The organism is Streptomyces sp. 1331.2, assembly GCF_900199205.1.
GTDB lineage: Bacteria > Actinomycetota > Actinomycetes > Streptomycetales > Streptomycetaceae > Kitasatospora.
The window spans coordinates 6,024,538-6,038,004 of the sequence record NZ_OBMJ01000001.1; the positions used below are offsets into that span (position 1 = coordinate 6,024,538).

General features: G+C 72.9%; 14 protein-coding genes. 5 read left to right on the forward strand and 9 right to left on the reverse strand.

From position 1 onward, the window contains the following. Positions 1-8: 8 nt before the first annotated feature. The 5 genes from CRP52_RS26130 to CRP52_RS26150 form a co-directional block, all read right to left on the reverse strand. Positions 9-359 (reverse strand): winged helix-turn-helix domain-containing protein, encoded by a 351-nt coding sequence (locus CRP52_RS26130; RefSeq protein ID WP_097238623.1) that lies wholly within the window; start codon positions 357-359, stop codon positions 9-11. Continuing rightward, a complete protein-coding gene (locus CRP52_RS26135; protein WP_097238624.1) occupies positions 356-1,150 on the reverse strand; it encodes a hypothetical protein in 795 nt (264 codons plus the stop codon). The genes CRP52_RS26130 and CRP52_RS26135 overlap by 4 nt, the downstream gene beginning before the upstream one ends. A gap of 150 nt (positions 1,151-1,300) precedes the next feature. Then, a complete protein-coding gene (locus CRP52_RS26140; protein ID WP_097240356.1) occupies positions 1,301-2,212 on the reverse strand; it encodes a 5'-3' exonuclease in 912 nt (303 codons plus the stop codon). Positions 2,213-2,287: 75 nt separating this feature from the next. Continuing rightward, on the reverse strand, positions 2,288-3,373 hold the full coding sequence (locus CRP52_RS26145) for a cation diffusion facilitator family transporter (protein WP_097238625.1): 1,086 nt from the start codon (positions 3,371-3,373) through the stop codon (positions 2,288-2,290). Between the two features lie 193 nt (positions 3,374-3,566). Then, positions 3,567-4,355 (reverse strand): gamma-glutamyl-gamma-aminobutyrate hydrolase family protein, encoded by a 789-nt coding sequence (locus tag CRP52_RS26150; RefSeq protein ID WP_097240357.1) that lies wholly within the window; start codon positions 4,353-4,355, stop codon positions 3,567-3,569. 156 nt (positions 4,356-4,511) lie between these two features. Here CRP52_RS26150 and CRP52_RS26155 point away from each other — a divergent pair, with 156 nt between their 5' ends. The 3 genes from CRP52_RS26155 to CRP52_RS26165 all read left to right on the forward strand — a co-directional run bounded on the left by CRP52_RS26155 (position 4,512) and on the right by CRP52_RS26165 (position 8,048). Next, positions 4,512-5,900, forward strand: coding sequence for a glutamine synthetase family protein (locus tag CRP52_RS26155; protein WP_097238626.1), 1,389 nt, complete (start codon positions 4,512-4,514; stop codon positions 5,898-5,900). A 41-nt stretch (positions 5,901-5,941) separates the two neighbouring features. Then, complete coding sequence (locus CRP52_RS26160) at positions 5,942-6,742, forward strand: 3-oxoacyl-ACP reductase (protein WP_097238627.1); 801 nt, start codon at positions 5,942-5,944, stop codon at positions 6,740-6,742. 130 nt (positions 6,743-6,872) lie between these two features. Further along, positions 6,873-8,048 carry a DUF2510 domain-containing protein gene (locus tag CRP52_RS26165; RefSeq protein ID WP_097238628.1) on the forward strand — a complete coding sequence of 392 codons (1,176 nt, stop codon included), beginning with the start codon at positions 6,873-6,875 and terminating at the stop codon, positions 8,046-8,048. A 141-nt stretch (positions 8,049-8,189) separates the two neighbouring features. Here the strand turns inward: CRP52_RS26165 and CRP52_RS26170 are convergent, their stop codons facing one another. From CRP52_RS26170 to CRP52_RS26180, 3 genes are all read right to left on the reverse strand, one after another. Next, a complete protein-coding gene (locus tag CRP52_RS26170; RefSeq protein ID WP_097238629.1) occupies positions 8,190-9,107 on the reverse strand; it encodes a lytic polysaccharide monooxygenase auxiliary activity family 9 protein in 918 nt (305 codons plus the stop codon). A gap of 241 nt (positions 9,108-9,348) precedes the next feature. Further along, the gene (locus tag CRP52_RS26175) at positions 9,349-9,783 is read right to left on the reverse strand and encodes a hypothetical protein (protein ID WP_143685828.1); all 435 of its coding nucleotides are present in this window, start codon (positions 9,781-9,783) and stop codon (positions 9,349-9,351) included. A 43-nt stretch (positions 9,784-9,826) separates the two neighbouring features. Next, complete coding sequence (locus tag CRP52_RS26180; RefSeq protein ID WP_097238631.1) at positions 9,827-11,044, reverse strand: amino acid deaminase/aldolase; 1,218 nt, start codon at positions 11,042-11,044, stop codon at positions 9,827-9,829. Positions 11,045-11,133: 89 nt separating this feature from the next. On the opposite strand from CRP52_RS26180, the gene CRP52_RS26185 reads away from it, so the two are divergent. Continuing rightward, on the forward strand, positions 11,134-11,907 hold the full coding sequence (locus CRP52_RS26185) for an SseB family protein (protein WP_097238632.1): 774 nt from the start codon (positions 11,134-11,136) through the stop codon (positions 11,905-11,907). A gap of 67 nt (positions 11,908-11,974) precedes the next feature. Here the strand turns inward: CRP52_RS26185 and CRP52_RS26190 are convergent, their stop codons facing one another. Beyond that, entirely contained in the window at positions 11,975-12,352 is a 378-nt protein-coding gene (locus CRP52_RS26190) for a DUF1844 domain-containing protein (RefSeq protein ID WP_097238633.1), read from the reverse strand. 478 nt (positions 12,353-12,830) lie between these two features. Between CRP52_RS26190 and infC the strand changes: the two genes are divergently transcribed. Beyond that, positions 12,831-13,463 carry a translation initiation factor IF-3 gene (gene infC, locus CRP52_RS26195; protein WP_097238634.1) on the forward strand — a complete coding sequence of 211 codons (633 nt, stop codon included), beginning with the start codon at positions 12,831-12,833 and terminating at the stop codon, positions 13,461-13,463. Positions 13,464-13,467 lie beyond the last annotated feature (4 nt).

The following is a 13,467-nucleotide window of genomic DNA, read 5'->3' on the forward strand; positions in this document are numbered from 1 at the left end:
CCGACTTCCTATGTTCGGGGGCGTTCGGAGGCGGCGGTGTCGAGGCGGCGGACCAGGGCGCGGAGGGCGCGCAGTTCGTGGTCGAGGGCCTGGGCGCCCTGGGGGGTGAGGGAGACCCAGGTGCGGGGGCGGCGGCCGACGTAGCCCTTGGTGACGGTGACCAGGCCGGAGTCCTCCAGAACCTTGAGGTGGCGGGACAGGTTGCCGTCGGTGGCGGCGAGTTGCTCCTTGAGGAAGCCGAACTCGACGCTCTCGGCCTCGCGGGCGATGGTCAGGATGCCGAGCCGGACCCGCTGGTGGACGGTGTCGTCCAGGGCCAGGGTCGGGTGCTGTTCTCCGGCTTCGTCGGCAAAGCTCATGGGTTGACCGTACGGGACGGTGCAGGGCTGCGGCGGGCCGCGGTCCACTGGGCCAGCCCGGCGGCCAGCAGGATCGTGGCCAGCAGGAGGGCCTTGGGTTGGGGGCCGTCGGTCCAGCCGTCGTCGTTCCGGTGGAGCCACGGCAGCCAGCCGCTGTCCCAGGAGGCCGCGAGGTAGGCGGTGAGCAGGGCGGTGTGGGCGAGGCCGGCGCCGGCGACGAGCGGGCTGCGTTCGGTCAGGCCGAGGACGAGCAGGCCGATGCCGATCACGTACCAGGGCGAGGCGTAGCTGTTCGCCAGCAGGGACAGTGTGAACGGCGTCCGGTCGGCGAGGAGCAGCACGAGCAGTACGGCGGTGACCAGGGCGCCGGCGCCGGCCGCGGTGGCGAGCCAGGGGGTGCGGCGCGGGACGATGCCGCGGGCCTCGCCACGGCGTCGGTACCAGCGGGCCAGGGCCAGCCAGGCGAGGGGGAGCAGCGCGAACCAGATCCCCCAGCCGAGGAAACGGAGGATCGCCCCGTCGAATTCGTGGGTGTCGCAGGCGACGTCCGGCGCGTGGGAGACGCAGAGGCCGGTCAGTTGCGCGTACGCGAAGGCCGGGTACGAGGCGACGCTCCGTCCGTTGGCGCCGAAGTTGTAGGCCTGTCCGGCGATCGGGGCGGCTGCCAGTGAGAGCAGGCCGAAGCCCAGCAGCGGCACTCCCGCGCCGCGCAGCCGGTTGCGGGTGCGGGCCCGTAACCCTTCGGTGGCGGCCAGCAGTTCGGACGGGTCGTCGCTGTGCAGTGTGTCCATGGTCCACCTCTGGTGTGCTTGATCGTGGACTTCACTTTGCATCGCAAAGTTGATTGTGGTCAAGAGTTCACGGGAAGGCAAAGCAGAAGGCGGTCCGGGAACGCCGGAGGGGCCCGTCGCGTGCGACGGGCCCCTCCGGGGTGCGCGGGGTCAGCGGGTGGCGAGGGCTTCGATGACGCGTTCCAGGGAGGTGCCGAGGCCCCAGCGGGTGGAGAGGTGCTCCAGCGTCATCGGGTCGAGGGGTTCGCGCGGCAGCGCCGGGTCGAAGGCGGGGAGGGGGGCGTCGACGGCGACGCGGACGACCGTCGGGGCGACGTCGAGGTAGCCGGCGCCCTCGACGATGTTGCGGCGGCGGGCCGGGGTGAGCCTGGAGCCGAGGTCGAGGGCGGCGGCGCGGACGGCCGCGATGTCGCCGTACTCGTTGATCAGCTGGGCGGCGGTCTTCTCGCCGATGCCCTTGACGCCGGGCAGGCCGTCGGACGGGTCGCCGCGCAGGGCGGCCATGTCGGCGTACTGAGCGCCGCGCACGCCGTACTTCTCCAGGAGCAGGGCGTCGTCGGTGACCTGCAGGTTGCCCATGCCCTTGACCGGGTAGAGGACGGTGATCTGGCGGGCGTCGTCGACGAGTTGGAAGAGGTCGCGGTCGCCGGTGACGATCTGGACCGGGCCCTCGGCGCGGGCGGTGAGGGTGCCGATGACGTCGTCGGCCTCGTAGCCGGGGGAGCCGACCCGGGCGATGCCGAGGGCGTCGAGGACCTGCTCGATCACCGGGACCTGCGGGGCGAGCGTGTCGGGCACCTCCTCCTCGCCGGCCGCAGCGGCCTCGGGATCCTCGGCGACCCGGTGGGTCTTGTACGAGGGGACGAGGTCGACCCGCCACTGCGGGCGCCAGTCGGCGTCCATGCAGGCGACCAACTGGTCGGGCCGGTGGTCGTGGACCAGCCGGGCGATGAAGTCCAGCAGGCCGCGGACGGCGTTGACCGGCTCGCCCTGCGGCGAGCGCAGGGTGTCCGGTACGCCGTAGTAGGCCCGGAAGTACAGGCTGGCGGAGTCGAGCAGCATCAGTCGCGGTGCGGTCACGCGTCAGATCATGCCGCACCGCACTGACGGACGGGCCGCTTCGACGGACGGGCGGCCTCAGTGTTCGTGCGGCCCGGCACGGTGGACCGGGCCGTGGGCCTCGGCGCAGTGTTCGGCGGTGGTGTCGTCGTCGGCGGTGTCGTCGGGGGCGGTGATCTGCAGCAGGGCGCCCGCCTCGTCCTCGCCTACGTGGTCGACCTGGAGGGTGCTGTGGGTGATCCCGTACTCGTCGGCCAGCCGGCGCTGGAGCTGGCGCCGGACGGCGTGGCAGTCGCCGCCGGGGGTGACCAGGATGTGCGCGGACAGGGCCGGCTGGTTGGAGGTGATCTCCCAGATGTGCAGGTCGTGGATCTCCTCGACCAGCGGCTCGGTGACCATCCGGTCGGCGACCGTGTCCGGGTCGATGCCGGCCGGAGCGGCCTCCAGGAAGATCCGTCCGGAGTCGCGGACGAGCGCGATGCCGGCCTTGAGCATCAGGGCGACGACGATCAGCGAGGCAATGGCGTCGGCCCGGGCGAAGCCGGTGGTCAGGACGACCAGGCCGGCGATGGCGGTGGCGATGAACGCGTACAGGTCGGTGAGCACGTGCTGGAAGGCGCCCTCGACGTTCAGCGAGCTGCGGTTGGCCTTGGACATGCACCAGGTGGCGGCGAGGTTGACGACGATCCCGACCAGCGCGGTGACCAGCACCAGCGAGCCGGCGACCTCCGGCGGCGTGATCAGCCGGGTGACGGCCTCGTAGCCGAGCCAGGCCGACAGCACCAGCAGCGTCACCCCGTTGGCCTGGGCGGAGAGGATCTCGGCGCGCTTGAGGCCGTAGGTGTAGCCGCCGCGGGCCGGGCGGGCGGCGAGCCGCATCGCGATGAGCGCCAGCACGATGGAGGCGGCGTCGGTGAGCATGTGCGCCGCGTCGGAGATCAGCGCGAGGGACTGGGCGGCGAAGCCGACCGCGACCTCGCCGGCCATGAAGACGACGATCAGGGCGAGGGCGCTGAGCAGCCAGCGGCGGTCCGCGTCGGCGGCGACGCCGTGCGAGTGGCCCCCGTGCCCCCCGGGACCGTGCGCGTGGCCCCCGTGCGCGTGGCCACGCGAGTTCGTGTGGTCATGCGCATGATCATCGTGCGAGTGCTCGTGCCCGGCCATGGAAGTCCTCTCTGGGCGCACGGGTGGGAACAGGGGCGCGGCGCGACCGCCCTGCACCCGAAGTGAACCGCAGAATCGACAAAGATCCAAAGGCTGTACTGGTGACCGTTGTCGTTGCCGTTCGGGCGGCCGTACCCGGTGCAGGCCGCAGCCCCCGGTCGGCGGAAGTCCCGTGTGATCGCGCCCAGTTGTGCTAGCCCAGCGGGATTGCGTCCAGCGCGGCCGGGTCCGGTGCGGCGGCGTCCAGTTCCATCGCGTCCAGCACCGTGATGTCCAGCGCCGCGGCGGTGGCGGCCCGGACCAGGGCCCGCATCACCCGCAGGTCGTCCCCCTGCTCCGGATGCCACTGCACCCCCAGCGTGAAGCCCGGCCCCTCCACCGCCTCCACCGTCCCGTCCGGCGCGTGCGCGCTCACCCGCAGGCCCTTGCCGAGCCGGTCGACGGCCTGGTGGTGGAAGGTCGGCACGGACAGCTCGCTCTCCGGCAGCAGCCCGCCGAGCAGTGTCCCCGGCACCGGCCGCACCAGGTGCGACCCGTACCGCCCCGGGGAGCCGCGGTGCACGTCCACCGGCACCACGTCCGGCAGGTGCTGCACCAGCGTCCCCCCGCACACCACGTTCAGGACCTGCATCCCCCGGCAGACCCCCAGCAGCGGCATCCCCGCCGCCAGCGCGGCTCGCAGCAGGGCGACCTCCCAGGCGTCCCGCCGCGGCGAGTCCGCCTCGGTGGCCGGATGGGCGGGCGCCCCGTAGTACGCCGGGTCGATGTCCGGCCCGCCGGCGATGACCAGGGCGTCCAGCCGGGCCAGCACCTCCGGCGCGCGCTCCGGTGCGTCCGGCGGCAGCAGGACGGCGATACCGCCGGCGTCCTGGACGTACGTGGTGTACCGCTCGGGTACGAGGGCCACCGGGCGGTCCCGCCAGTCGCTCCAACTCGCGTCCACCAGGTAGGTGCTGACGCCGATCAAAGGCCTGCGATCCATGGCGGGCATTCTGCCCCCGAGCTGCCGGATCGACCGTCAGCCACGCGCATCGGCGCGCCACACCCGACCGCCCTCTTCCGCCCCACGAGTCGCAGGCCGTACGGTTCGCTGTGACCGCTTGATCTCGAAGAGTGATCGAGGAAGGAGGGTTCAGCCATGCCCGAGCACAACACCCCCGAGCACACCACCCCCCGGCCGCCGCTGACCCTGGACGAGCTGCGCACCCTGGTGGACGCCGGCGAGGTGCACACCGTCGCGCTCGCCTTCACCGACATGCAGGGCCGTCTGCAGGGCAAGCGCTTCGCCGCCCGGTTCTTCCTCGACGAGGTCGCCGAGCACGGTGCCGAGGCCTGCGACTACCTGCTGGCCGTCGACGTCGACCTGAACACCGTGGACGGCTACGCCTTCTCCTCCTGGGCCACCGGCTACGGCGACTTCGCGATGCGCCCCGACCTCGGCACCCTGCGGCTGACCCCCTGGCAGCCCGGCACCGCCCAGGTCACCGCCGACCTCGCCCGGCACGGCGGCCACCCCGTGGACGCCGCCCCGCGCCAACTGCTGCGCCGCCAGATCGCCCGGCTCGCCGAGTACGGCCTGGCCGCCGACATCGGCACCGAACTGGAGTTCCTGGTCTTCCGCGACACCTACGAGCAGGCCTGGCTCGGCGGCTACCGCGGCCTGACCCCGGCCAACCTCTACAACGTGGACTACTCGATGCTGGGCACCGCCCGGGTCGAGCCGCTGCTCTCCCGGATCCGCAACGAGATGGCCGGCGCCGGCCTGGTCGTGGAGTCCGCCAAGGGCGAGTGCAACCTCGGCCAGCACGAGATCGCCTTCCGCTACGCCGACGCCCTCACCACCTGCGACCAGCACAGCGTCTACAAGACCGGCGCGAAGGAGATCGCCGCCCAACTCGGCTGCGCGCTCACCTTCATGGCCAAGTACGACGAGCGCGAGGGCAACAGCTGCCACATCCACCTCTCGCTGCGCGACGCCGTCGGCGCTCCCGCCTTCGCCGACCGGGACGGCCGGATGACCGACACCATGCGGCACTTCCTGGCCGGCCAGCTGGTCGCACTGCGCGAGTTCAGCGTGCTGTACGCCCCGAACATCAACTCCTACAAGCGCTACCGCCCGGGTTCCTTCGCCCCGACCGCCGTCGCCTGGGGCCGGGACAACCGTACCTGCGCCTACCGCGTGGTCGGCCACGGCCCCGGCCTGCGGATGGAGAACCGGGTGCCGGGCGGCGACGTCAACCCGTACCTCGCGGTGGCCGGGATGATCGCGGCCGGCCTGTACGGGCTGCAGCGCAAGCTGGAGCTGCCCGCACCCTGCCTGGGCAACGCGTACGCGGTGGAGGAGTACGCCCGGGTGCCCGGATCGCTGCGGGAGGCGGCCGACGCGTGGGCCGGGAGCGAACTGGCCCGGGAGGCCTTCGGCGACGACGTGGTCGAGCACTACCTGAACATGGCCCGGGTCGAACAGGCCGCCTACGACGGCTCCGTGACCGACTGGGAGCGCTACCGGTCCTTCGAACGGATGTGACGGATGTGGCGCGTGACGAACGGACGTGGAGGGTCGGCCCGATGAGCGAGAAGCACGCCGCGCAGGACGGGCCGGTCTGCCGCCGGCTGGTCGGCCGCACCGCCGTGGTCACCGGCGCGGGCAGCGGCATCGGCCTGGCCTCCGCCCGCCGGCTCGCCTCGGAGGGGGCGAAGGTGGTCTGCGCCGACCTCGACGAGGAGACCGGCCGGGCCGCCGCCAAGGAGGTCGGCGGGCTGTTCGTGCACACCGACGTCACCGACCCGTACATGGTCGAGGCGCTGTTCGACGAGGCGTACGAGACCTACGGCAGCGTGGACGTGGCGTTCAACAACGCGGGCATCTCGCCGCCGGAGGACGACTCGATCCTGACCACCGGGCTGGACGCCTGGCGCAGGGTCCAGGAGGCCGACCTGACCTCGGTGTACCTGTGTTGCAAGGCCGCCCTGCCGTACATGCGCCGACACGGGCGGGGCTCCGTCATCAACACCGCGAGCTTCGTGGCCCGGATGGGCGCGGCCACCTCGCAGATCTCGTACACCGCCGCCAAGGGCGGGGTGCTCGCGATGTCCCGGGAGCTGGGCGTGCAGTTCGCCCGGGAGGGGATCCGGGTCAACGCGCTCTCGCCGGGGCCGGTGGACACCCCGCTGCTGCGCGAGCTGTTCGCCGCGGACCCGGAGCGGGCGGCGCGGCGGCTGGTGCACATCCCGCTCGGCCGGTTCGCCCGGGCCGAGGAGATCGCCGCCGCGGTGGCCTTCCTGGCCAGTGACGACTCCTCCTTCATCACGGCGAGCGAGTTCCTGGTGGACGGCGGAATCTCGGGGGCGTACGTCACCCCGCCGTAAGCGGAGCGGGGGCGGGACGGGGGTGTGGCGGGGGCCTGGAAGGGCTTCTCACCGTAATCTCATCGAAAACCGGGGGAATTCCGTGCCGCGCTGATTTCGCGTTTATCCGGCTGCCTTTAGATTCTCTGCTGTGAGTGAGCAGATCCCCGCCGGGTGGTACCCGGACCCCAAGGACACCGTCGGCGAGCCGCGGGCGCAGCGGTGGTGGGACGGCAAGGGCTGGACGGCCGACACCCGGCCCGCCCCCTCGGACGCCCCGGAGCCGGCCGCGCAGGCACCGCAGGCCCCCGAGCCGGCCGCGCCGGGGACGGCCGAGCAGGCCACGGTGCTGGAGGGCGAGGTCCTGGAGAGCGGCCCGACCGTCCGCTACCCGGAGCCGCCGCCGTTCGGCACGGCCTACGGCTCGCCCGTCGCGCCACCGCCGCGCAAGGCTTGGCGCAAGCCGTCCAAGCTGGTCGTGGCGACCGCCGTCGCCGCCCTGCTCGGGCTGGGCGCCGGCTCGGGGATCACCTACCTCGCGATGGACGGGCACGGCGACCGTCCGAAGGCCTCCGCCCGGCAGGCCCCGCAGGGCGGGTACGGGCCCTGGGACGGCTTCCCGGGCTTCGGCGACCCCGGCGGCAACGGTGCGCCCGGCGGCAACGGTGCGCCCGGCGGCAACGGCGGCAAGGGCGGCAAGGGCGGCGGCAGCGGGGACGGCAAGGGCAGCGGCAAGTCCCGGCCCGGCGCCGGCCAGGCGATCGACGTGGTGAACCGGCTCACCCTGCCCGTCCCCTCCGGCTGGCAGGCCGGTACCTCCGGCGACGGCTACGCCATGATCACCGTCGGCTCGTACACCTGCGCGGACGGCACCGACAACTGCACCCTCGGCGGCGTGACCACCGGCCGGATCGACGGCGGCGGCACCGACGTCCAGGCGGCGGCCAACGCCGACATCGCCAAGGCCGCCAAGGAGTCGTACGGCGACATCACCGGGCACCAGGAGCTCAAGTCCGAGGCGGTCAAGGTCGACGGCCGGAACGGCTACCTGGTCCGCTGGAAGGTGGACGCACCCAAGGGCAACAACGGGTACGTGCAGACGGTGGTCTTCCCGTCCGCTGACGGCAAGGCACTGGTCTCGGTGCACTTCGGCTTCGACATCGCCGACAAGGCGCCGGACGTCGCGGTGATGGACACCATCGTCCAGGGCATCGCCGACTTCAAGGGCAAGATCCCGAGCATCCCCGGGCTGCCCGGCTCGGGTTCGGGATCGGGTTCCGGTTCCGGGGCCGACGGTACGGGAGGCACCGGGGGCACCACCACCTGAGCCCCGCGCTCCTCACACGGCGGCGGCCTACCCGGGACGTGAACCCCCGGGTGGGCCGCCGCCGTTCACGTTCAGGGTTCCCGCAGTGCCGCGGGAACCGGGCCGGACGGGGGTGTGGCCGGCCCGGTCCCGCGTCCGGCGTCAGGAGTCGCGTCGAACAGCCTCGACACGACGGCGCCGGAGCACCATGCCGGCCCAGCCGACGCCGATCGCGGCGGCACCGGCGAGCAGCAGCGGACCGGTGGCCGAGGTGCCGGCCACGGCCGCGGAGCTGGTCGGGGCGATCCGGCCCGCGGGGGCGTTCGGATCCCCGCCGTGGCCGTGGTGGGCGACGGTGGACCTGGGCGCGTCGGCCGCGATCTGGGCGTCGCTGGGCGCGGCCGGGGCCTCGGCGGCGAGCGCCGGGGCTGCAGCGCCGGAGGCCGAGCCGAAGTCGACGTCGGAACAGCTGTAGAACGCCTCCGGGCTGTCGCTGCGCTGCCAGATCATGTACAGCAGCTGACGGCCGGTGCGCTGCGGCAGCGTGCCCGAGTAGGTGTAGTAGCCGTTGGTGGCCGTGCGGTCGACCTGCACCCGGGCCACCGGGGTCGGGTCGAGGTCCGACCACTTCAGCGGCTTGGTGGGGTCGTAGCCCGGCTTGGTGAGGTAGACGGTCTGGGTGCCGAGGTGCGGCGCGGTGGTGCGGAACTGGAAGGTGAACGCGCCGGCCTTGACCGGGGTGGCCGGCCAGTCGGTGCGCGGCCAGTCCAGTGCGGCGTACTTGTCGCGGTTGGCCGAGCAGAGCCTGCCGTCCGGGATCAGCGCCTGGTGGTTGCCGTTGGCGTTGGCGATGTTGACCTCGTTCCAGTCGTACAGCGGCTGGGTGCCGCTCGCGGCGACGAGGTCCTTGCAGACCTGGGACACCGGGTGCTCGGGGCCCTCCGCATAGCAGGCGGCGACCCGGCTGACGGGATTGGTCATCGTGCCGTGGGCACTGGCGGTACCGGCGGTGGTCGCGGCCACCGCGAGGACCGCGGCGCCGACCACGCCGACGGACAGGGCAGTTCGATTGAGGGACATGGGGTGGGGACTCCTTGACCGTCGTTCCGGGCGAGTGTGGGGGAACGGGCACGCCTGCCCGCTCGGGGGTCGCCGGCCCGGCGCGCGACCCCCGGCCAGAGCGTAGGATTGGTCTGGACCATCGCGCAATAGTCGTGCGTGGAGCAGTTGTTGACGGGCCGTAGGCCCCAGAGCAGCACAAAGGCCCGATGAAAGGCCGGAGTTGGCTCTTCCATCGGGCCCTCTTAAGGCTCCGGAAAGGTCAGCGCTTCAGGTTGTGGATGATGCCGGCCTGGATCACGGCGTCGTTGTACGTCGATCCGCCGCCGTTGTGGGTGTTGGTGATGTAGTTCACGGTGGTCGCCTGCTCGGACACCTCCGGCTCGAACTCGTCGAGGATCGACCGGAGTTCGGTGACCATGGCCGGGTTCCCGGCCAGCAGTCGGCGGAGCTTCGGCGCCCACTCGCCCTGCGCGCTCCGGGCGGCGGACTCGCTGTCGCCCTCCTGCGCCGCGACCAGCTCGGCCTGGGTCTCGTCCAGCTCCTCGGAGACCGACTCCGCCCGGTGGCCGAACATCGCCGCGATGCGCGGCCTGACCCGCTCCCAGGCCGAGGTGACCATGAGGCCGGCCAGAACGGTCGCGCCCCTCGTTGCGATTTCCGTGATCTCGGCGTCCAATGCCACTCCCTCGCTCATGACGCAGTGTCGCCACCACGGTAGGGCAAGGCCGGACGGAGCGTCAGAGGAACGTCTTCCCCTCGCCCCGGTACGTCGGCACGGTCCGGACGACCCGGTCGCCCTCGATCAGGTGCAGCTCCGCGAAGCGCTCGCACAGCTCGCCCGCCTTGGCGTGCCGGAACCAGACCCGGTCGCCGATCAGCAGGTCGTCCGCGGCCGAGCCGAGCAGCGGGGTCTGCACCTCGCCGGCGCCCTCCATCGGGTCGTAGCGCAGGCCCGGCGGCAGGTACGGCACCGGGGAGCGGTCCGGGCCGGCCGCGCCGGAGGCCGGGTAGCCGCCGCCGAGCACCGTGACCACGCCGACGCCGGGGCGCCGCACCACCGGCTGGCCGAACAGGGCGGCCGGACGGCCCCGGAAGGCGCGGTAGTTGTCGAACAGCTGCGGCTGGTACAGCCCGGAGCCGGCCGCCACCTCGGTGACGGCGCGCTCGGCCACGGTGGACTCGACGCTGCCGGTACCGCCGCCGTTGACGAACTCCAGCTCGGCCACCTGCCGCAGCCGCCGGACCACCGCCGCGCGCCGCTCGGCCAGTTCGGCCCGGGACCTGGCCTGCATCAGCCGGACCAGCTGCGAGCGCACCGGCCGTCCGGGTACCCGGTCGCCCACCCCGGCGACGTGCCCCTCGTACGCCATCAGGCCGACCACCCGGAAGCCCGGGCGCCGTTGGACGAGTTCGGCGAAGGCGCCCAGGTCCTCGGGGGTGCGCAGCGGCGAGCGGCGGGCGCCGACCCGGACCCGTCCGCCGAGCAGGTGCAGGGCGGTGTCCAGCTCCAGGCAGACCCGGACCTCGGCGTCGCCGCCCCGGGCCTTGTCGATCAGGTCCAGCTGGGCCGGGTCGTCCAGGACGACGGTGATCTCCCGGGCGAGTTCCGGGTCGGCGGTCAGTTCGGCGAAGCCGGTCCGGTCGGCGGAGGGATAGGCGAGCAGGATGTCGCGGAAGCCCGAGCGGGCGAGCCAGAGCGACTCGTCCAGGGTGAAGCCCATCACGCCGGCGAAGCCGTCCGTGGCCAGCACCCGCTCCAGCAGGGCCCGGCAGCGCACCGACTTGCTGGCCACCCGGACCGGCTTGCCGCCCGCCCGGCGCACCAGGTCGGCGGCGTTGGCGTCGAAGGCGGCGAGGTCCACGACGGCGACCGGTCCGTCCAGGTGGGCGGTGGCCCGGTCGTACCGGAGGCGGTCGGAGACCGGGGCGGGCGCGGGTGCGTCGAGGATCACCATGGCCGCAGGGTGCCACAGCGGGCTACCGGGGGTAGGGGGTGCGGGCAGCGAAATGGGGCCGGTCGGGTGCAGTGGCATAGGGTCGGCGGGTGGACCGCAAAGACTTCTCCAACCCGGCGTTCGTCGGCAAGAACATCCCGAACCCCGGCTTCGGCGACGACGACGGCACGGCCGATCCGGCGCTCACCGAGGCGCTCGCCCGCTGGTCGCAGGACCGTACGGCGGAGCCCGGGGTGCTGGCGGCGCTGACCCCGACCCGGCTGATGGTCCCGATCGTCGCGCTCCTCGGCGAGGTCGAGGTGGACGAGCACGGGCACAAGCACGACAAGAGCAGCGACATGGCCGTCCCGGTGCTGGAGGCCCCGGACGGTCGCCGGGCGCTGCCGGCCTTCACCTCGCTGGAGACGCTCGCCCGCTGGCGGGCCGACGCCCGCCCGGCGCCGGTGGCCGCCCCGCAGGCCGCGATGGTGGCCTTCTCGGAGCGGGCCGACACCCTGCTGATCGACCCGGCCGGCCCGGTGGCCTTCCAGCTGACCGGCGCCCGGCTGCGGGCGCTCGCGGAGAACCGCCCGTTCCTGCCGCCGGCCCGGGACCCCGAGGTGCGCGAGGCGGTCCGGGCACTGCTGGCAGCCGAGCCGCAGGTGGCCGCCGGGCTGCTGGCGCCCTCCGACAGCTCGGACGGGGTGCTCGCGGTGGTGTTCGACGCGGCGCTCGACCAGTCGGCGCTGCAGGCCGCCGCACAGCGCGTCGGGCAGGCGGTGGCCGCCGACCCGGTACTGCGGGTGCGGCTGGACCGGGGCCTGGACCTCGCGGTGCTGCCGGCGAGCGCCGAGCTGCCGGGGGAGCCGCTGTACCGGCGCTAGGACAGGCCCTGGGAGACGCCGAAGGGCCACCTGCCCGGATGGGTGAGGTGGCCCTTCTCGCAGGTTCTCAGGCGTAGACCGGCCCGGTGAACTTCTCGCCCGGGCCCGCGCCCGGCGCGTCCGGGACGAGGGAGGCCTCGCGGAAGGCGAGCTGCAGCGAGCGCAGCCCGTCCCGCAGCGGGGCGGCGTGGAAGTTGCTGATCTCCGGGGCGCCGGCGGTGACCAGCCCGGCCAGCGCGGTGATCAGCTTGCGGGCCTCGTCCAGGTCCTTGTCCTTCTCGCCGCCCTCGGCGAGACCGCACTTGACGGCGGCCGCGCTCATCAGGTGCACGGCAACGGTGGTGATCACCTCGACGGCCGGGACCTCGGCGATGTCGCGGGTGAGGTCGTCGAAGCCGATCGCGTCGTCGTCCGCGCCGGGGGTCTGGGTGGGCTCGCTGCTCAAGAGGGGCTCGTTCCTTCGTGCCAAGTGGGTACACGTGGAGCGTACAAGGGCTCCGGAACGCGCCGGAAAGGCAGTGCGCGGGGGCGGAATAGCGTTCGACGGCGCGACGCTGTAAGCTTCGAGACTGACCGGCCGGGATCCCGCATGGGCGCCTGGCCAGCAAGTGGAGGCTCCACTGAGGAGGCCCGAGAGGGCAACCGCGAAAGTCTCCCACCTGATCGACCTCGCGGTCGACGGGTCCCGGTCCGCGACGGGCGCTCTGGCGCCGAGTCGCCGCAGCGCCCCTCACCGGGCGCCGCCCCCGGTTGTGTGGAGCCCCGCTTGTACCGAGCGGGGCTTTTTTCGTGTCGCGGGTGCACACGGTGCCGGAGGGTGCCGGGCAGCGCAGCACGAATGAAGCCCCGCCCAGTGGTCGAGTCCACTACGTGCGACCGCCGTCCGACGGCCGCATCGCAGAAGGTGCAACCGAGGAGGCCCCATCAGCACCGAGCCCCGCATCAACGACCGGATTCGCGTCCCCGAGGTGCGACTCGTCGGTCCCAGCGGCGAGCAGGTCGGCATCGTGCCGCTTGCCAAGGCGCTGGAGCTTGCGCAGGAGTACGACCTCGACCTGGTCGAGGTCGCGGCGACCGCCCGGCCGCCGGTGTGCAAGCTCATGGACTACGGCAAGTTCAAGTACGAGTCGGCCATGAAGGCCCGTGAGGCGCGCAAGAACCAGGCGCACACGGTCATCAAGGAGATGAAGCTCCGGCCGAAGATCGACCCGCACGACTATGACACCAAGAAGGGTCACGTCGTTCGGTTCCTCAAGCAGGGCGACAAGGTCAAGATCACGATCATGTTCCGCGGTCGTGAGCAGTCCCGCCCCGAGCTGGGCTTCCGCCTGCTGCAGCGGCTCGCCGACGACGTCCAGGACCTGGGCTTCGTCGAGTCCTCGCCGAAGCAGGACGGCCGTAACATGATCATGGTTCTTGGCCCGCACAAGAAGAAGACCGAGGCGATGGCCGAGGCCCGCGCCCTCGCGGACGCCCGCAAGGCCGAGCGTCAGGGCCGCACCCCCGGCTCCGACGCCGCCCCGCGGACGACGACGCGGTGGCCGAGGACCTGGTGACCGA

What these genes read in the sequence shown, in the direction of transcription:
- CRP52_RS26140 (WP_097240356.1), bottom strand. Translation starts at nt 2,212, where the DNA reads ATGCTGCTCGACTCCGCCAGCCTGTACTTCCGGGCCTACTACGGCGTA.
- CRP52_RS26175 (WP_143685828.1), bottom strand. Translation starts at nt 9,783, where the DNA reads ATGAGCGAGGGAGTGGCATTGGACGCCGAGATCACGGAAATCGCAACG.
- CRP52_RS26170 (WP_097238629.1), bottom strand. Translation starts at nt 9,107, where the DNA reads ATGTCCCTCAATCGAACTGCCCTGTCCGTCGGCGTGGTCGGCGCCGCG.
- CRP52_RS26135 (WP_097238624.1), bottom strand. Translation starts at nt 1,150, where the DNA reads ATGGACACACTGCACAGCGACGACCCGTCCGAACTGCTGGCCGCCACC.
- CRP52_RS26130 (WP_097238623.1), bottom strand. Translation starts at nt 359, where the DNA reads ATGAGCTTTGCCGACGAAGCCGGAGAACAGCACCCGACCCTGGCCCTG.
- CRP52_RS26160 (WP_097238627.1), top strand. Translation starts at nt 5,942, where the DNA reads ATGAGCGAGAAGCACGCCGCGCAGGACGGGCCGGTCTGCCGCCGGCTG.
- CRP52_RS26145 (WP_097238625.1), bottom strand. Translation starts at nt 3,373, where the DNA reads ATGGCCGGGCACGAGCACTCGCACGATGATCATGCGCATGACCACACG.
- CRP52_RS26150 (WP_097240357.1), bottom strand. Translation starts at nt 4,355, where the DNA reads ATGGATCGCAGGCCTTTGATCGGCGTCAGCACCTACCTGGTGGACGCG.
- CRP52_RS26155 (WP_097238626.1), top strand. Translation starts at nt 4,512, where the DNA reads ATGCCCGAGCACAACACCCCCGAGCACACCACCCCCCGGCCGCCGCTG.
- CRP52_RS26180 (WP_097238631.1), bottom strand. Translation starts at nt 11,044, where the DNA reads ATGGTGATCCTCGACGCACCCGCGCCCGCCCCGGTCTCCGACCGCCTC.